The sequence below is a fragment of the Bradyrhizobium sp. MI1.4 genome, assembly GCF_055811315.1.
Window position 1 is genome coordinate 1 of the sequence record NZ_JBVVPP010000061.1, and the last position, 16485, is coordinate 16485.

Annotated in this window: 14 protein-coding genes and 1 tRNA gene; 8 read left to right on the forward strand and 7 right to left on the reverse strand. The window is 64.6% G+C overall.

All coding sequences use genetic code 11. The features are described from left to right. On the forward strand, positions 1 to 668 hold a 668-nt coding region (locus AC0L23_RS35040; protein WP_473358066.1), incomplete at its 5' end, for a sulfite exporter TauE/SafE family protein. Between the two features lie 417 nt (positions 669 to 1085). Further along, entirely contained in the window at positions 1086 to 1526 is a 441-nt protein-coding gene (locus AC0L23_RS35045; protein ID WP_473358067.1) for a YybH family protein, read from the forward strand. 1329 nt (positions 1527 to 2855) lie between these two features. Here AC0L23_RS35045 and AC0L23_RS35050 read toward each other — a convergent pair. The 4 genes from AC0L23_RS35050 to AC0L23_RS35065 form a co-directional block, all read right to left on the reverse strand. Further along, a tRNA-Thr gene (locus AC0L23_RS35050) sits at positions 2856 to 2931 on the reverse strand. A 100-nt stretch (positions 2932 to 3031) separates the two neighbouring features. Next, positions 3032 to 4831 carry a heme biosynthesis HemY N-terminal domain-containing protein gene (locus AC0L23_RS35055; RefSeq protein ID WP_085359621.1) on the reverse strand — a complete coding sequence of 600 codons (1800 nt, stop codon included), beginning with the start codon at positions 4829 to 4831 and terminating at the stop codon, positions 3032 to 3034. Between the two features lie 36 nt (positions 4832 to 4867). Then, positions 4868 to 6130, reverse strand: a complete 1263-nt coding sequence (locus AC0L23_RS35060) for a COG4223 family protein (protein WP_085359619.1) — start codon at positions 6128 to 6130, stop codon at positions 4868 to 4870. A gap of 69 nt (positions 6131 to 6199) precedes the next feature. Then, positions 6200 to 6946 carry a uroporphyrinogen-III synthase gene (locus AC0L23_RS35065; RefSeq protein WP_085359617.1) on the reverse strand — a complete coding sequence of 249 codons (747 nt, stop codon included), beginning with the start codon at positions 6944 to 6946 and terminating at the stop codon, positions 6200 to 6202. 162 nt (positions 6947 to 7108) lie between these two features. Between AC0L23_RS35065 and tsaD the strand changes: the two genes are divergently transcribed. Genes tsaD through AC0L23_RS35080 form a run of 3 tightly spaced genes read left to right on the forward strand, consistent with a single transcriptional unit; the run spans position 7109 to position 9581 of the window. Then, entirely contained in the window at positions 7109 to 8182 is a 1074-nt protein-coding gene (gene tsaD / locus AC0L23_RS35070; RefSeq protein WP_085359615.1) for a tRNA (adenosine(37)-N6)-threonylcarbamoyltransferase complex transferase subunit TsaD, read from the forward strand. Between the two features lie 2 nt (positions 8183 to 8184). Next, positions 8185 to 9165, forward strand: a complete 981-nt coding sequence (locus AC0L23_RS35075; protein ID WP_018459699.1) for an NAD(P)H-dependent glycerol-3-phosphate dehydrogenase — start codon at positions 8185 to 8187, stop codon at positions 9163 to 9165. Between the two features lie 2 nt (positions 9166 to 9167). Then, a complete protein-coding gene (locus AC0L23_RS35080) occupies positions 9168 to 9581 on the forward strand; it encodes an EVE domain-containing protein (protein WP_026233864.1) in 414 nt (137 codons plus the stop codon). 81 nt (positions 9582 to 9662) lie between these two features. Here the strand turns inward: AC0L23_RS35080 and AC0L23_RS35085 are convergent, their stop codons facing one another. After that, a complete protein-coding gene (locus tag AC0L23_RS35085; protein ID WP_085384731.1) occupies positions 9663 to 10757 on the reverse strand; it encodes an adenylate/guanylate cyclase domain-containing protein in 1095 nt (364 codons plus the stop codon). Between the two features lie 101 nt (positions 10758 to 10858). Here AC0L23_RS35085 and AC0L23_RS35090 point away from each other — a divergent pair, with 101 nt between their 5' ends. Beyond that, a complete protein-coding gene (locus AC0L23_RS35090) occupies positions 10859 to 11314 on the forward strand; it encodes an SRPBCC family protein (protein ID WP_018459696.1) in 456 nt (151 codons plus the stop codon). An 11-nt stretch (positions 11315 to 11325) separates the two neighbouring features. On the opposite strand, the gene AC0L23_RS35095 is transcribed toward AC0L23_RS35090, so the two are convergent. Further along, the gene (locus tag AC0L23_RS35095; RefSeq protein ID WP_085359611.1) at positions 11326 to 12495 is read right to left on the reverse strand and encodes a DNA topoisomerase IB; all 1170 of its coding nucleotides are present in this window, start codon (positions 12493 to 12495) and stop codon (positions 11326 to 11328) included. 400 nt (positions 12496 to 12895) lie between these two features. Here AC0L23_RS35095 and acs point away from each other — a divergent pair, with 400 nt between their 5' ends. Both acs and AC0L23_RS35105 read left to right on the forward strand, forming a co-directional pair. After that, entirely contained in the window at positions 12896 to 14842 is a 1947-nt protein-coding gene (gene acs / locus AC0L23_RS35100) for an acetate--CoA ligase (protein WP_085384754.1), read from the forward strand. 443 nt (positions 14843 to 15285) lie between these two features. Then, the gene (locus AC0L23_RS35105; protein WP_018459693.1) at positions 15286 to 15801 is read left to right on the forward strand and encodes a L,D-transpeptidase; all 516 of its coding nucleotides are present in this window, start codon (positions 15286 to 15288) and stop codon (positions 15799 to 15801) included. Positions 15802 to 15856: 55 nt separating this feature from the next. Here the strand turns inward: AC0L23_RS35105 and AC0L23_RS35110 are convergent, their stop codons facing one another. Beyond that, positions 15857 to 16447, reverse strand: a complete 591-nt coding sequence (locus AC0L23_RS35110; RefSeq protein WP_026233862.1) for a thermonuclease family protein — start codon at positions 16445 to 16447, stop codon at positions 15857 to 15859. Positions 16448 to 16485 lie beyond the last annotated feature (38 nt).

Here is a 16485-nt window from a genome sequence, read left to right on the forward strand (position 1 = left end):
GTGCCTGTTCCTGGTCCGACTATGCCGCGTGCTGGCCGGTCCAGCCCCGCTCAATTCGCCTTCTTAACGGACGACTAGCTCTCAACATTCTAGTATCGGCGTTCACTTCATTCCGTTTTGTGGGCGCTGGTCTGTTCCGTTGGCGCACGCTCTGGCCATTCTTGGTTGGCGCGATACCATTTGCAGCACTAGGCGGCTCGGTACATCTGCCGGGCGCATACTACCGTCCGTTGGTCGGCCTTGTACTGCTACTAGGCGGCGCGCGGTTGCTGTGGCCGCGTGAGCTTAAGTCGAGCTTCGATCCGCGCGATCCGCCGATTTGGGCGGGGGTGCTTTGCGGGATTGGGATTGGCTTTCTCTCCGGCCTAACCGGAACCGGTGGTGGCATCTTCCTTTCTCCGCTTCTGCTTTTTCTCGGATGGTCCGATACACGTACGGCTTCGGGCGTCGCCGCGGTCTTCATTTTTTGCAATTCGATTGCCGGTCTGCTCGGAAACGTGGCCATAGTGCGTTCGTTGCCGTCTGATTTGTGGATTTACGCAATCGCCGCTGGTCTAGGTGCGATTGTCGGAACGACGTTCGGCATCAAGTGGCATCCTGGGACGATACTGAAGGCACTTGGCTGCGTGCTGATCGTCGCAGGGCTGAAGCTGATTGACGTATATTGATCCGGAGAGGGCGGCGGCCTTTCGAAACCAAGTGCTATGTCGCCTCTTGGCCCAGAGCTGACCTGCCGCGCGCACCCGGGCGAGGGCCGCTTCTGGCCCAGAGCTGACCTGCCGCGCGCACCCGGGCGAGGGCCGCTTCTGACCCTTTGCGGACCTATCGGAATCAAAAAAGACCAAAAGGGAGGCCGAGACGAGAGGCACCGCGGCTCAACTACGGAAGTCCTTTTGTCACCGTAAAGGGATTGAACCCACGTTCCGCGAGGGCAGCGCGGCGGGCCTGTTCGGGGACGGAAAGCATTGAGCTAGATCAAGCTTTCGGCCGGTCAGAGTATGAGTCTTGCGGGCGGGATTGCAACGCAGCGCCCATCTCGGTGGGCGTCGCGATGCAATTACGCATCATCGATGGAGGGAATGGAAATGAAACGTCCCGTTTTATTGACGTTGTGCATCCCCTTTGTGTTCACGGCTTCGGCGTTTGCCGATGATTTCAAGCAGGAAGCCAGCAAGATCGCCCAGACCTACGAGGGTTGCTACATCAAGCAGGACGCAGCGTGCGTTGCGGCGCTCTACACCAAGGACGGCGTCTTTATTAACCCCATGGGAAAGCACGACGTCGCGACCGCGTATGCCGGTGCTTTCAAGGCAGGTTTCAACAAGCTTGAAGCCACGGTCGATGAGGTGTGGCAGGTTGACAATGATACCCCGGCTGCAATGGGCAAATTCCACATCAGCGGCAAGAACGACAAAGGTGAGGCGCTGGATGCATCGGGTATTTGGACCGGCGTCTACGTCAACGTCGACGATAAATGGAAGCTCCGAATGCTTGCAGCATCGCCCGCTCCAGCCAAGAAAGACTGATCGTTAAGCGGAGCGCCCATCTCGTAAAAAAGGTGGGCGTTACGCCGCGTCATCTATATAGCATGCAATGCATTGCTAGTCCTGCCTCGTATGACGTGAAGCTGGCGCGCCTTTCGGCGGCGACGCTCAGCGGACGACCATCAAGAGCCGCCGGGAGTGCATTCTGATTTCCGCTAGTGGCCCCTTAGCCGACATACCTAAGCTGCGTTATTACGTCCGCTTGCTGCGCAAGACCAGACATCGGCCGGCTGGCGGATCTAAGCAGCAAGCCAGAAACAAGGACTTCAAGGATCTCTCAGCGAAGGATCCTTGCTTGCTGTGCTACCCTTTCCGGCGACCCATTTTCGGCTACCCCCAGCCCCCTTCCCAATGGGAGGGAAGAGCTTCATCGCATCGAGACCATACATGGCAACTCGCCGGCTTTCGCCACCCGTTATGAAACGTGAGAATGATGCTGAATCATAATCGGTCGGTGAAGAGGTCACCTACTACCTAACATAAAAACCCCCAAGGGTCAGGGGCTTGAGGGGACTGATGATAGAAGGGTTATTCTCTCACCAGTTTGTCGGGAGACACTCGACTGAATTATAAAGACCACATCGCGCAGGCCGCCTCGGCTCTCAACTCAGTCGACCAGCGTTGTCACCGTATTTCCTGAGGAGTCGTACGACAAGAGGAGGCGGATGAGTCAAAAGGTGCTCAGGGGCGCGTGGTGATAACGCGCGCCAAGCATCGCCTCTCGTAAGAACTCGAATGAAATCTCGATCTTGGGCTGTGGCCTTTCCGTGCACCAAAGGAAGCGCCAAACTGGTTCGAAAATCCGGCCAGGGTAGGGAGGAGATCAAGCCGCCTTGACGAAGGTCTGATCTTAGATTTGAGACCCTCGATTTGAATTCTGTCCGGAGCGTCTGGGGCTTCGTCGATAAGCAAACGCTTCGTCTACGCCGCGCATCAACACGGGCGGGCTGCGGCCGGGCCCGGGGGCAGCACTGCGTATGCAACCGCTTGCCGTGTGAATGCGTGCTGATCTTCTGCCCGCGCCCGGAGCGGCTCTGCAGCATCGAATCGAGCGGCCCTGGCTCATTCCGACCCAGTGAGCTGTTTACCTCTTATGTTGACCCTTGCGCTGGAAGGCGGCGGGGAAGCAATGCCGAGCGTCGAAAACCATCGGATTGCTTTCTCTGCTGCCCAACGCTGCTCCTTCATGCAGGATCGAACGACACCTCTTCAGCCGATAGCCAAATTCTCGTGAGCTTCTCGCTTAAAAAAGACCCAGACGACGCCGTTGGGGATGCGCACGGATTCTACAGCATTTTTAGGGACTTAGGGTGGTGCCGCAAGAGGGATTCGAACCCCCGACCCCGTCATTACGAATGACGTGCTCTACCAACTGAGCTATTGCGGCGAACCGTGCCGGGGCCCGCGCGAGGCCGGTCCCGTTACGCGCGCTCCTGATATCGGGCATGGCCCGAATTGGCAAGGTGGAGCCGGCTCCCATATGCCGCTCACCCGCCCCAGCGAGACCAGAATCCGCGCCAGCCGCCGGCCTGGGCCTTTGCGTGGTCCTTGGGCGTGCCGATTTGTTCCGTAAATTCATCGCTCGGGCCCTCGTCGTCGATACCGGGATCATCCGGGGCGCGGACGATCGGGATGACGGCGGGAATAGGTGCTTGTGCAGGTTTGCCGAGGTCGGCGCGGGTCCGGAACACCGGCGTTGCCGCCGCGGACGATGATTCGGCGATCTCAGGGGCCGGTTTGAGCGGCTCGGCGGGCGTGACGACCGGCTCTTCCTTGACGGTTTCTTTGGCGGTCTCCTCGACGGCTTCCTTTAAGATTTCCTGGGCTTCAAGGGGCGGCGAATTGTCCTGCGGAGCGGGCACCGGATCCGGCGCCATGACAGCCGGTTCCACCGGGCTCTCGCTCGGGGCCGCCGTCACCCGCTTCGGCGGCGGAGCCGCCAGCATCGCTTCCTCGAAGGCCGAGGATTCGATCATGGCGCCTTTGTCGGAAGGAAGACTCGCGACTGGCGTTTGCCACTGGAAGGCGTCAAGACGGCCGGTGACCGGGGAAACCGGACGCCAGCGGTCGCTGACATAACCGTCCGCAGTCCAGGCCGGATCATGGCGGGCGCGCACCGCGCGCAAGGTCCAGGCGCGGGCCCGGCCGCCGTCACCATGCTCGGTCCGCTCGATCTCGGCCATCAGCAACGCCACGCGCTGGGTGGGATCGTTGACGTAAGGCGCCAGCACCGCGCGCGCACGGGCAAACTCGGACGCATCGATCGCGGCGCGCGCGATCGCCAGCTGGCCCTCGATATAGCCAGCCTTGTCGGCAGAAATCTTGGCCGCAAGCGTCTCGACCCGCTGCAGGCGCTGCCGCGCGGAATCGCCGAGCTTCACATGCGCATAGGCATCCGCAAGATCAGGATGCGGATTGGCGAGCCAGGCGGTTTCCACCAGCTTCATGGCGCGGCGCACCTGATGCGCCTCGCTCTCGAATTTTGCAGCGAGCACTGCGGCCGGAACCAGGGTCGGCGCGAGCTTGACCGCCTGCATCACGCTCTCGCGCGCGACGTCGCGGTCCATTGTTTCCAATTCCAGCGCGCGGGCGGCGAGCAGCACGCCGCGCTGGCGGCGATAGGCCTGCTTGTCGATCAGGCCCGCGGACAGATTCGAATCGAGGATCGCGAGCGCGCCGCTCCAGTCGCCGCGCGCGCAGCGGAAGCCGAGCACCGCATGCGAGGCCCAGGTCGAGGACGGCGACAGCTTGATCGCTTCCTCGGCGATCATCACGGCGCCGACCGCATCGTCGGCGCGCTGCGCCTCGATGAACAGGCCGCGCAGGCCGAGCAGGCGCGTGTCCTCGCGCTCGGCCATGGCACGGAAGACGCGCTGGGCCTCGTCGCGATTGCCCTCGAGCTGCGCCGATTGCGCATGCAAGAGAAGCGCGAGCGGATCGTTTGCAGCCAGCCGCCGCGCGGTATCGGCGTGGCGACGGGCAAGCGCGGTGTCGCCATGGCCGATCGCAAGCAGGCCGTGGGTGATGGCGTGGCGGCCGCGAGCATGGCGCTTTTCGTGACGACGGCGGCGCAGACGCCCCGGAGCGCGCCAGGCCATCGTCAGCAGGCTCCAGACCAGCACGACTGCCGCGGCAAAGAGACCAAGCAAGAACACGAAGCGGGGAAGCGTCGTTGTGGCGCGGAAAGCGCCCGCAGTCAGGACGAGGTCGCCGGGCTGATCGGCAACCCAGGCCGCGCCGGCCGCCGCCAGTGCGATCAGAACGAGGAAGAGGACGATGCGAAGCATGACGATCCCTATACGCGCTGATTGTTGCGCGAACCTTTATTGACCAGGCTTGACGAGATCCGCCATGGCGGCGTCGGCGAATTTGCGTGACGCGGCGAGCGCGGCGTCACGGGCATCGGTCTTGTCGAGCCAAGCTTGCGCCGGTGCACGATCGGCCTCGGGCAGCGTTTTCAACTCGCGCCGCGCCTCGACGAAATCGTTGCGCAACGCAGCCGCCGTCACCCGCGCGACGATCGCGCCGCGATCGTTGCCGACCCCGTCGGTACGCTCGATGCGGACGAGTTTCGACGCCCCCGCCTGAAGGCGCTCGACGATTCCGGTGCCGCTGGCCGGAGCTTCCGCCGGCGGCGACAATTTTGGCACGATGTTGAGGAGCTCGCGACTCAAGGCGACCGGCGTCGGAATGCCTGACGACGCAAAGGTGTCGAGCGGCTTCAGCATCTCCGGCTTTGCTGCCAGCGACCGCGCGGCGGCGAGCTGCGACTCGTAGGCATCGCCATGGCGAACGGCGACGTCGAGCAGGGCCGCCGCCACCACATGGCGCAGCGGCTTGTCGTCCATCGTTTTCGCGTCGGCGATCTTCTCGCTTTGCTGTGCGAGTTCCGCACGTTCGGTCTTGCTGGCACGTTCGAGCTGAGCGAGGCGGTCGTTGAGAGCGGCAAGATCGGGCGCGGCAGCGCGCGGCGCCGATGTCGCGTCGTTTAGGGCGCTGGCAGTCTTGTCGGATTGTGCGCGCAGATTGGCGATCTCGCTGCGCAGGCTCGTTGCGGATTTCTCCAGCGCATCGATCCGCGCCACCATGGCCGGATCGGCGGCCGGCTTGCCCGTCTTGGCTTCGACCGCGGCCACGCGCCCGCTCAGCGCCTCGACGGTTGCGCCCGTCACTTGCGGAGCAGCCGGCGGCGCCTGCACGGCAGGCCAGCCCAGCATCCAGCCGACCGCGATCACGATTGCGGCTGCGACGGCGCCGGAGAACGGAGCGATAACCCAGGGTGAAATCGACGGCGATACCGACGCGGACGCAACGGAAGACTCTTCTTCGGCAGGTTCGGGCTGCGGCGCGGCAATAGCTTCTTCGGACCTTACCTCTTGAGACTTTTCCTCTTGAGACTTGCCCTCTTCAGATTTGGCTTGCTCATGCGCGGCCTGTTCGGTCGCTGCCCCAGCCTCAGGCTCGCCCGTCACCTGCTGCGGCTGAGTCGAGACTTCCGTCGCCTCGAGGTCGATGGTGGGCGGGATGCGCTTGGCGCGGCCGGACTCGGGAGCCAATCCTGCGTCTTCAGGCTTGTCGTCGGCCATCGTGACGGTTCCTCACACTTACCTGCCCTGAACGAACGGACCCGATTGCGTCGGATTCGGCCCGACCTCTTACGCCAAACGGGTACGCAAAGCACGCTCCAAGGTGTCAAATAAGGCATTTTCGTCCGGCGTCGCCGCCACCAGAACCTGCGAGGCACCGGCCTCGCGCAGTACGCCTGCGACCGTCTCGGAAAGGCAGCATTGCGGGATCGCCAGAGCCGAGATTTCGACACCTTCCGCCCGCGCGGCCTCCAGGAAAGCCCGCGCGCTGCGCCGGGAGTAGTGCAGCACCGCCTCGATCCCATGGGCGGCAAAGCCCTCACAGACATCGCGCGGCAACAGCTTGACCGGCGCCATTCGATAGGTCGTCTGCGTGATGACGTTGAAGCCTTCGGCGCCCAGCTCCCCGCCGAGGTCGCGCGACAGATCCGCGCCCGCGAGATAGAGCAACGTGCTCTTTTTCTTCAGCCGCTTGTCGCGCGCGCTCTGCATCACCTTGTCGCGCAGGGCAGCGGCATCGCCACCGGCGACGATCACCTCGGCAAAACCGGCATCGCGCCCGGCGGCGGCGGTGTGCTCGCCGACGGCAAACAGCGGCAGCTCCAGGAGACCAAGGTCCGGTAATTGCGATGCGACGCCACGAATCGCATTGGCCGATGTGACAATGACGGCGCTGTAGCTCGTTTCACTCTCGCCATGGAAGGCGACCGGCTCGAACTTGAGCACCGGCGCGAGCAGCACCACATGACCCCGTGCCCGCAGATTTTCCGACGTCGCCTCATTGTCGGGATGCGGCCGTGTGACAAGAATGGACATCGCTTGTGTTCCCGAACCACGTGGCGGTGGCGCTTTCACGAGGAACGGCAGCGCGTGACGATTGCGTTGGCCGACCCCGGAATGCTACCGGACGTACCAGAACTCTGCTTTGCGGATGAGCGCAAGGGGCGGGAAGGGCGCAAATTGGATAACAATTCGCCAATGCTGGTACTGGGCATCGAAACCACCTGCGACGAAACCGCCGCGGCGGTGATCGCGCGTGCGCCTGACGGCAGCGGCAAGATCCTGTCCAATATCGTGTGGTCGCAGGTCGAGGAGCATGCCCGTTTCGGCGGCGTGGTCCCGGAGATCGCGGCCCGCGCCCATGTCGACCTGCTCGACGGCATCATCGACCGCGCCATGACTGAGGCCGGCATCGACTTCGCCCAACTCGACGGTGTCGCGGCCGCCGCGGGCCCGGGACTGATCGGCGGCGTCATCGTCGGGCTCACCACCGCGAAGGCGATCGCGATGGTGCACGACACGCCGCTGGTCGCGGTGAACCATCTGGAAGCGCATGCGCTGACACCGCGCCTGACCGACGCACTCGAATTTCCCTATTGCCTGTTTCTCGCCTCGGGCGGCCATACCCAGATCGTTGCCGTCACCGGCGTCGGACAGTATGTGCGGCTCGGCACCACCGTCGACGATGCGATCGGCGAAGCCTTCGACAAGGTGGCGAAGATGCTGGGGCTGCCCTATCCGGGCGGCCCGCAGGTCGAGCGCGCGGCAGCCAACGGCGATGCCGCGCGATTTGCGTTTCCGCGGCCGCTGCAGGGACGCCCCGACGCCAACTTCTCACTCTCGGGATTGAAGACAGCGGTGCGCAACGAAGCAAGCCGGTTGGCCGAGATCACACCGCAGGACGTCAACGATCTCTGCGCGAGCTTCCAGGCCGCCGTGCTCGACTCCACCGCCGACCGGCTGAGCGTCGGCCTGAAACTCTTCCGCGAGCAGTTCGGTGCACCGCGTGCGCTGGTGGCGGCCGGCGGTGTCGCCGCCAATCAGGCGATCCGCGGCGCGCTGCATGACGTTGGGAGGAAAGCCGGAACACAATTGATCATGCCGCCGCCGGCGCTCTGCACCGACAATGGTGCAATGATCGCCTGGGCCGGCGCGGAACGTCTCGCGCTCGGCATGACCGACACGATGGAAGCACAGCCTCGCGCGCGCTGGCTGCTCGATGCGAACGCGACGGCACCGGCCGGATACGGCAAGACACGCGCGGGATTCTAGCAATGACAGCGTTCCGATCTGTCGCGGTGATCGGCGCGGGCGCCTGGGGCACGGCGCTGGCGATGGTGGCGGCGCGGGCCGGACGGAACGTGACGCTGTGTGCGCGCAATTCCGAGCACGCGACGCGAATCGCATCGAGCCGCGACAATCCGCGGCTGCCGGGCGTGCGGCTTGCGCCGGAGATCATCGTCACGAGCGACCTGGCCCTCGCCGCACGCGCGGACATGCTGCTGATCGCAGTGCCCGCGCAGCATCTGCGCGGTGCTGTCAACATGCTCGCCTCGCACCTGGAAAAGCCGGTGCCGATCATTGCCTGCGCCAAGGGCATCGAGCACGGCACCCATAAATTCATGACCGACGTGATCGCCGAGGCCGCGCCTCACGCGCAGCCGGCGATCCTGTCGGGCCCGAGCTTTGCCGACGATGTCGCGCGTGGCCTGCCGACGGCGGTGACGCTGGCCGCAAAGGACGACGCCTTGGCGAGCCACCTGGTGCAGGCGCTGGGCTCGCCGACGTTCCGGCCCTATCACTCCACCGATGTCCGCGGCGTCGAGATCGGCGGCGCCGCCAAGAACGTGCTGGCGATCGCGGTCGGCATCGCGGTCGGGCGCAAGCTCGGCGCTTCCGCCCAGGCCGCACTTACCACCCGCGCCTTTGCCGAGCTGACACGCCTCGGCCGCGCGCTCGGCGCACGCAGCGAAACACTCACGGGCTTGTCTGGCCTCGGCGATCTGATCCTGACCTGCTCGAGCCCACAATCGCGCAATTTTGCGCTCGGCCTGTCGCTTGGCCGCAGCGAGCAGCCGCCCGCCGGCAAGCTTGCCGAAGGCGAATTCACCGCGCCGGTACTGATCGAGCTCGCGGCTTCGCAAAACATCGAAATGCCAGTATCGGAAGCCGTCGCATCGATCCTGACCGGCAGAAGCACGATCGACGCCGCGATCTCGGGGCTCATGACGCGACCTTTCAAGGCGGAGGAATGAACATGGCGTACTGGCTGGTGAAATCCGAACCATCGGTGTGGTCCTGGGACCAGCAGGTGGCGAAAGGCGCCAAGGGCGAAGCCTGGACCGGCGTGCGCAATTACACCGCGCGCCAGAACCTCGTCGCCATGAAGAAGGGCGACAAGGCGTTCTTCTATCATTCCAACGAGGGCAAGGAGATCGTCGGCATCGCGGAGATTATCAAGGAAGCCTACCCCGATCCGACCGACAAGACCGAGAAATTCGTCTGCGTCGACATCAAGGCCGACAAGCCGTTGAAGATTCCGGTGACGATGGCCGCGATCAAGGCCGAGAAGAAACTCGCCGACATGGCGCTGGTGAAATATTCGCGCCTTTCGGTGCAGCCGGTGACGGCCGAGGAATGGAAGCTCGTCTGCAAGATGGGCGGGATGTAGGCTTAGGTGCTGTAGCCCGGATGAGCGAAGCAATATCCCGGACTACTGCTGCGATCCCGCATGTCGCTACGCTCATCCGGGCTACGATGTCGGAGCTTGCGTCTCCGGCAGCGCAAACACCTCGCATGGCGAGGCGATGCCCCGCAGCGAATGCGATCCGAGCGCGATCAGAGGCATGTCGGTCTCGGCGGCGAGCGCGCCCGACACCAGCACGGTTCTGCCGAACGGCTTGCACAATCCTTCGAGCCGGCTGGCGAGATTGACGGCGGGACCGATCGCGGTGAAATCCAGCCGATTGGCGGCACCGATATTACCCCATAGCATCTCGCCGAGATGCAGCGCCGCGCCGAACGCGAGCGGCGGCAGACCTTGAGCACGGCGCTCCGCGTTGAGATACACCATCCCGGCTTCGGCTGCGCGCGCGGCACGCAGAGTTGCATCGGACGCTTGGCGCGGTGACGGCCCGACCACCGGAAAGATCGCGAGCACACCGTCGCCGATGAATTTCAGCACCTCGCCGCCGAAGGCGTGGACCGCGCCGGCGATGCGATCGAACCAGGCATCGAGCGCCGCGATGACCTCGGCAGGCGGATTGGTTTCCGATAGGAGCGTGAAGTTGCGCAAATCGGCATAGAGCAGCGCGGCCTGTATGGTCTCGCCGAGGTCGCGCCGCAGGGGTGCCGCCAGCACCCGCTCCGCACTGCGCTTGCCGAGATAGGCATCCAGCGTCGCGCGCAACGTTGCACGCGCGGCAAGTACGGCAAGGGGTGTAGCGGCAAAGCGCGCGGCCTGGCGCAATTGCTCGGTCTCGTCCGCGGTGAACGGACGCGGCCCGATCCAGCCGAGCAACGGCCCGTCGGGCCGTCCGACCAAATCTTCGTGCACTTCACCCTCCGCGATGTCGCGCAGCCAGCGGCGGCCGGCATCGTTGGGCGGGTCGGGCGCGAGGCCGCCTGGTGCGAAGCCGAGCGCTTCGATCACCCGGCCGTTCTCCGCGCGCCACAACCAGGTCCGTTTCGCGATCAGCGGATGTGGCACCTCCAGCGTCAGGCTGCCCGCCGCAAGCGGCACGCCATCGGCGACCAGATGTGCGCCAAGGTCCGCGAGCAGGCGGTCGGCGCCGGCGCTATCGGCGGCGGCATCGACAAGCCAGGCGAGTGTCGGCGAGAGGTGCATGGCCCGATCATGACGAAGGCAGGCGGTCTTTGTCACGGGCAATCCTTGACGGGCCGCTCGAGCGCCGCCATGTCCCAGTGTCAGCCCAGGGGTGATCGTCGATGACCGAACCGTTCATAGTGCGACGCGAGACCCAGATCGCGGCCCCACGCGCCACCGTTTTCGCCTACCTGACCGACCCCGAGAAGATTTTGAGCTGGATGGGTTCCGACGCGACCACGGAGCCACATCCCGGCGGGCTGTATCTGCTCAAAGGCATCGGCCCCCGCGGCGGCGTTGCCCGCGGCGCATTCCGCGAAGTCGTGCCGGTGCATCGGCTCGCCTACACGTTTGGATGGGAGGGCGGCCAGGAAGTGCCGCCCGGCTCAAGCCTGATCGAGATCGACCTGATCGAACGCGACGGCGGCACATTGCTGCGCATGACCCATAGCGGGCTGCCGACCGAGGAACAGGCGGCCGCCCACGCGACGGGATGGGCGCACTATCTGGGACGGCTCACGGCGGCAGCCGCGGGCGGCGATCCCGGTCCCGACAACGGCGTTTCCAACAAGGCGTAACGACGCCGAGGTCAGACCGCCGCGGTCGCCACCACCTGCTGCAAAAGCTGCTCGCGCCTGGCCTGCGAGCGCTGGCCCTTCATGGTCGCGGCGAAGCGTTCCAGGATGCCGTCCTCGAACGCGGTGACGATGGTATCGTGAACATAGCTCTTGCGGCAGATCGCCGGCGTGTTGGAGAGCTGGTCGGCAGCGCCGCGGATCGCCTCCAGCACCTGCTTCTTGCGGCCGCGCTGGCTGGTCGCCGGCGTGATCCGCGACAGCGATTCCACGACGACGGCAGAGGCCATCAGCGTGCGGAAATCCTTCAGCGAGATCTTGATGCCGGCGATCTCGCGCAGAAACGCGTTCACCTGCGTGGTGCTGACCGCGCGCACGATGCCATAGGGATCGCGATACTGGAACATGCGCTTGCCGGGAACGCCCTGCAAGATCCCGATGGCGCGCACGAGCTTGGCCGCGTCGCATTCCTTGCGCACCGCCTTGCCGCCCTTCGCCTTGAAGGTCAGCACGAAGCTGTCGTCTTCCAGCGAGACGTTGGACTTCAGCAGCGTGGTGGCGCCGCGGGTGCCGTTGAGACGGGCATAGGATTCGTTGCCGGGGCGGATCGCGGTGCGCGCGATCAATTCGATGACGGCGGAGAGCGCGAACTCGCGGGTCGGCTCGTCGCCCGACAGGAACGCCGAGACCTTGCGCCGGATCTTGGGCAGCGCGCCGACGAGCTTTTCCAGGCGATGCGCCTTGCGTTGCTCGCGGACCTTCTCCCAATCGGCGTGATAGCGATATTGCAGCCGGCCCGCGGCATCGCGTCCCACTGCCTGGAGATGCGTGCTCGGATCGGCCGAGTAGCGCACCTCGCGATAGGCCGGCGGCACCGCCATCGAATGCAGCCGCCGAATGGTGCGGGCATCGCGGATGTGGACGCCGTTAGGCCGCACGAACGAATAGCCCTTGCCGCGCCTGACGCGGCGGATGGTCAGCTCGTTCTGGTCGCCGAGCCGCAGGCCCAGTTCCTTGGCGAGGGCCTCGACCGTCGCTGCTGGCGCCGCGTCGAACACTTTCTTCGGGCTGGGACGGCCGGAACCGAGCGGTTTCGGCCATTGTCCGAGGGCTTTGGCCAGCGCAATGGCTGCAGGATCGGCTGAAGCGGGCCGTATCGTCCCGAGATTCTGCTGATCCATCATAGTCTTATGCCTTAGCCCTGTCTGTTGTCGGTCAATGCCGCTGTTCTGATTTTTGTTCCAAGGGGTCTGGTTGGACCCGGGTTGGCCATTTAGGGTGTTCCGAACCGCATTGCGAGTCCCGAATCAGTGAGAGGCGGTTTCTAAATACCTCTGCTGAATGCATGGCGCTCTGCGCGGGCCCATTCCGAGGATCTGGGTGAAGACCCGAAAGCCGCCCGTCGCCCTGTTTCAAAACTGCGACAGTCGCACGAAACGGCTTGATCCTCCGCATGGCAGGCTGCTCGCCGAAGGTCCAGCTTGTGCACCTTGTCGGGTCCGGTTAGCCCGACGCATAATCGGTTCAACGATCAAGTCGGCTCGCCAGTGGTCCGTGCTCGGCTCGCCGTATGTGGAGGGAAACATGTCCGAGAAGATCTACGACGTCCCCGCAGAATGGGCGAAGCGCGCCTGGGTCGACCAGGCCAAGTACAAGGACATGTACGCCCGCTCGATCTCGGACCCGAACGGTTTCTGGGCGGAGCAGGCCAAGCGCATCGACTGGATGCACGCGCCGACCAAGATCGAGAACGTCTCCTTCGCGCCCGGCAACATCTCTATCAAATGGTTCGAGGACGGCGTCCTCAACGTCGCCCATAATTGCATCGACCGGCATCTCCACAATCGTGCCAACCAGACCGCGATCATCTGGGAAGGCGACGATCCCGCACAATCCCGGCACATCACCTACAAGGAGCTGCACGACGAGGTCTGCCGGATGGCCAACATCCTGCGTACCCGGAACGTCAAGAAGGGCGACCGCGTCACCATCTACCTGCCGATGATTCCGGAGGCGGCCTACGCGATGCTGGCCTGCGCGCGGATCGGCGCGATTCACTCCGTGGTGTTCGCCGGCTTCTCGCCCGACAGCCTCGCCCAGCGCATCAACGACTGCCAGTCCAAGGTGATCATCACCGCCGATGAGGGCCTGCGCGGCGGCAAGAAGGTGCCGCTGAAGGCCAATGTCGACGCGGCGCTCGCCAAGGCAGACGGCGTCGACTGGGTCGTCGTGGTCAAGCGCACCGGCGGCGCGGTCGAAATGAATCCCTCGCGCGACCTCTGGTACCACGACGCCGCCAAGATGGTGACGACCGAGTGCCCGGTCGAGCACATGCACGCCGAGGATCCGCTGTTCATCCTCTACACCTCGGGCTCGACCGGCCAACCCAAGGGCGTGCTGCACACCTCCGCCGGCTATCTCGTGTTCGCCGCGATGACGCATCAATACGTCTTCGACTATCACGACGGCGACATCTACTGGTGCACCGCCGACGTCGGCTGGGTCACCGGCCACAGCTACATTCTGTACGGACCGCTCGCCAACGGCGCGACCACGCTGATGTTCGAAGGCGTGCCGAATTACCCGGATAATTCGCGATTCTGGAACGTCATCGACAAGCACAAGGTCAACATCTTCTACACCGCGCCGACCGCGATCCGCGCGCTGATGCAGAGCGGCGACGCGCCCGTGAAAAAGACCTCGCGCGCCAGCCTGCGCCTGCTCGGCTCGGTAGGCGAGCCGATCAATCCGGAAGCCTGGGAGTGGTATCACCGCGTCGTCGGCGACGACCGCTGCCCGATCGTCGATACGTGGTGGCAGACCGAGACCGGCGGCATTTTGATCACGCCGCTGCCCGGCGCCACGAAGCTCAAGCCGGGCTCGGCGACGCAGCCGTTCTTCGGCGTGGTGCCTGAGATCGTCGACGCCGACGGCAACGTGCTGGACGGCGAGACATCAGGCAATCTGTGCCTGACGCGGTCATGGCCGGGCCAGATGCGCACGGTCTATGGCGACCACGTCCGCTTCGAGCAGACTTATTTCTCGACCTACAAGGGCAAGTACTTCACCGGCGACGGCTGCCGGCGCGATGCGGACGGTTATTACTGGATCACCGGCCGCGTCGACGACGTCATCAACGTCTCCGGCCACCGCATGGGTACCGCCGAAGTCGAAAGCGCGCTGGTGGCGCATGAGAAGGTCTCGGAAGCCGCCGTGGTCGGTTACCCGCACGACATCAAGGGTCAGGGCATTTACGCATATGTGACCCTGATGGCCGGCATCGAGCCAACCGAGGATCTACGCAAGGAGCTCGTCACCTGGGTGCGCAAGGAGATCGGCCCGATCGCTGCGCCCGACCAGATCCAGTTCTCGCCCGGCCTGCCCAAGACCCGATCCGGCAAGATCATGCGCCGCATCCTACGCAAGATCGCCGAGGACGAACCGGGCAGCCTGGGCGACACCTCGACCCTGGCCGATCCCGGCGTGGTCGACGACCTCGTCAAGAACCGTCAGAACAAAAAGGCGGTCTGAGCCACATCGTCCTGTGCCCCGGACGCAGCGTAGCGCGCACTTCGCGGTGCGCTGCAGAGTCGGGGCCGATGCAACGGCAGACTCTGTGGCCTTCTAGATCCCGGCTCTGCGTCGCACCGCTTCGCGCTGCGCCGCGTCCGGGACACGAGATCGCATCCCCGCGTTAGCGCTCCCCCGAACAACGGCCGTTCGCATCCTCACGCACTTGTCAGGCCGCGCCCCGGCGCCCGGGCATCTTTCCCGCCAAGTGTTGTTTTCAGGTCATTTACTTTGTTTCGAACATTTCCTTTGTTCCCCCTGCTGGCTGGCCCTTGGCGGCCGTGCGTGGAAACCATCCGGTTAACAGGCGCGGTTAAGAATGTCCCCTAACAAGGACTTGGCGAGCCGGCGATTGCCGGTTTTGCGTAATCTTGGACGGTCCGTTCGGGGCAAGGGGAAAATCGATGTCGATGAGGATTGCTGTGGCGCTGGCCGCCACCGTCGTGACTGGGGTCTTGACGTTGACGGCGGCGCAGGCGCGGCCGGAAATGGTGGGGACGAACCTGGCTGACTATTCGCCGGGCACCATCGTGGTCAAAACCAACGAGCGTCGGCTCTATCTCGTCCTCGATAGCGGCCACGCCGTGCGCTACCCGGTCGGCGTCGGCAAGTCCGGCAAGCAGTGGGCCGGCACCACCCGCATCGACGGCAAGTACCGCAATCCGGCCTGGGCGCCGCCCGCCGAGGTGAAGCGCGACAAGCCCAGCATCCCGGACGTCATCCCGGGCGGCTCGCCCCGCAATCCGATGGGCGTCGCGGCGATGACGCTGTCCGGCGGTGAATACGCGATCCACGGCACCAACGTGCCGGGCTCGATCGGCGGCTTCGTCTCCTATGGCTGCATCCGCATGCTCAACGACGACATCACCGATCTCTACAGCCGCGTCTCGGTCGGCACGACGGTGGTCGTGACGCGCTGATCGCCGGCATCAGGACGAGACGGCAATAGCCGCGTCGTTCGACGCGGCTTTTTTGTCACCAGAAGCGCCAGCTCCGCGCGCACCAGCCGTCGCGATGGCCGCCATTGTAGCTCCGCGCGTAACCGCCCGCGAGCAACGCCGCCGAGACATTGGTCGTGCGTTTGGTCGCGACGTCGGCGAGAACGCGACCATATTTGTCGGCACCGAGGTTGGTGATCGTCACGCCACCCTGTGCGAGCAGATCGCGCAATGCGCGGGCCGCGGCTTCGGCCTTGTCCAGTTCCTCCTGGCAGGATGCTTTCATCTCGGGTGCGTCGATGCCGCGCAGGCGAACGCGCACGATGAGATCGCGGCCGTCGCGCTGACGAACGCGTGCGAGAAAGGTGTCGCCGTCAATGGTGCGAACGACATCGACCGGCTCGCGACGATCGGGATGGCCGCCTTGCTGGAGCACAATCTCGGCGTCTCGTGATTGACCGTCGGTCACGTGAGGGAACTGCCAGTTCATCCCATGCCGGGACGTGAACACCACGGCCACCACGATTCCAACCACGAACATCCACGGCAACAGCCCTGAGAACCGGCGACCAAATGGCGAGCCGCTGTATGAAGGCCGATATGGATGGCTTGGATCGAAACGCGACATCCGCGCACGCTAGGGCTGAGTCGGGCAGTCCGGCAAGC

Bases quoted from the DNA above. Each gene is read 5' to 3' on its own strand.
- AC0L23_RS35045 (WP_473358067.1), top strand. From the start codon at position 1,086: ATGAAACGTCCCGTTTTATTGACGTTGTGCATCCCCTTTGTGTTCACG.
- AC0L23_RS35055 (WP_085359621.1), bottom strand. From the start codon at position 4,831: ATGCTTCGCATCGTCCTCTTCCTCGTTCTGATCGCACTGGCGGCGGCC.
- AC0L23_RS35060 (WP_085359619.1), bottom strand. From the start codon at position 6,130: ATGGCCGACGACAAGCCTGAAGACGCAGGATTGGCTCCCGAGTCCGGC.
- AC0L23_RS35065 (WP_085359617.1), bottom strand. From the start codon at position 6,946: ATGTCCATTCTTGTCACACGGCCGCATCCCGACAATGAGGCGACGTCG.
- tsaD (WP_085359615.1), top strand. From the start codon at position 7,109: ATGCTGGTACTGGGCATCGAAACCACCTGCGACGAAACCGCCGCGGCG.
- AC0L23_RS35075 (WP_018459699.1), top strand. From the start codon at position 8,185: ATGACAGCGTTCCGATCTGTCGCGGTGATCGGCGCGGGCGCCTGGGGC.
- AC0L23_RS35080 (WP_026233864.1), top strand. From the start codon at position 9,168: ATGGCGTACTGGCTGGTGAAATCCGAACCATCGGTGTGGTCCTGGGAC.
- AC0L23_RS35085 (WP_085384731.1), bottom strand. From the start codon at position 10,757: ATGCACCTCTCGCCGACACTCGCCTGGCTTGTCGATGCCGCCGCCGAT.
- AC0L23_RS35090 (WP_018459696.1), top strand. From the start codon at position 10,859: ATGACCGAACCGTTCATAGTGCGACGCGAGACCCAGATCGCGGCCCCA.
- AC0L23_RS35095 (WP_085359611.1), bottom strand. From the start codon at position 12,495: ATGATGGATCAGCAGAATCTCGGGACGATACGGCCCGCTTCAGCCGAT.
- acs (WP_085384754.1), top strand. From the start codon at position 12,896: ATGTCCGAGAAGATCTACGACGTCCCCGCAGAATGGGCGAAGCGCGCC.
- AC0L23_RS35105 (WP_018459693.1), top strand. From the start codon at position 15,286: ATGTCGATGAGGATTGCTGTGGCGCTGGCCGCCACCGTCGTGACTGGG.
- AC0L23_RS35110 (WP_026233862.1), bottom strand. From the start codon at position 16,447: ATGTCGCGTTTCGATCCAAGCCATCCATATCGGCCTTCATACAGCGGC.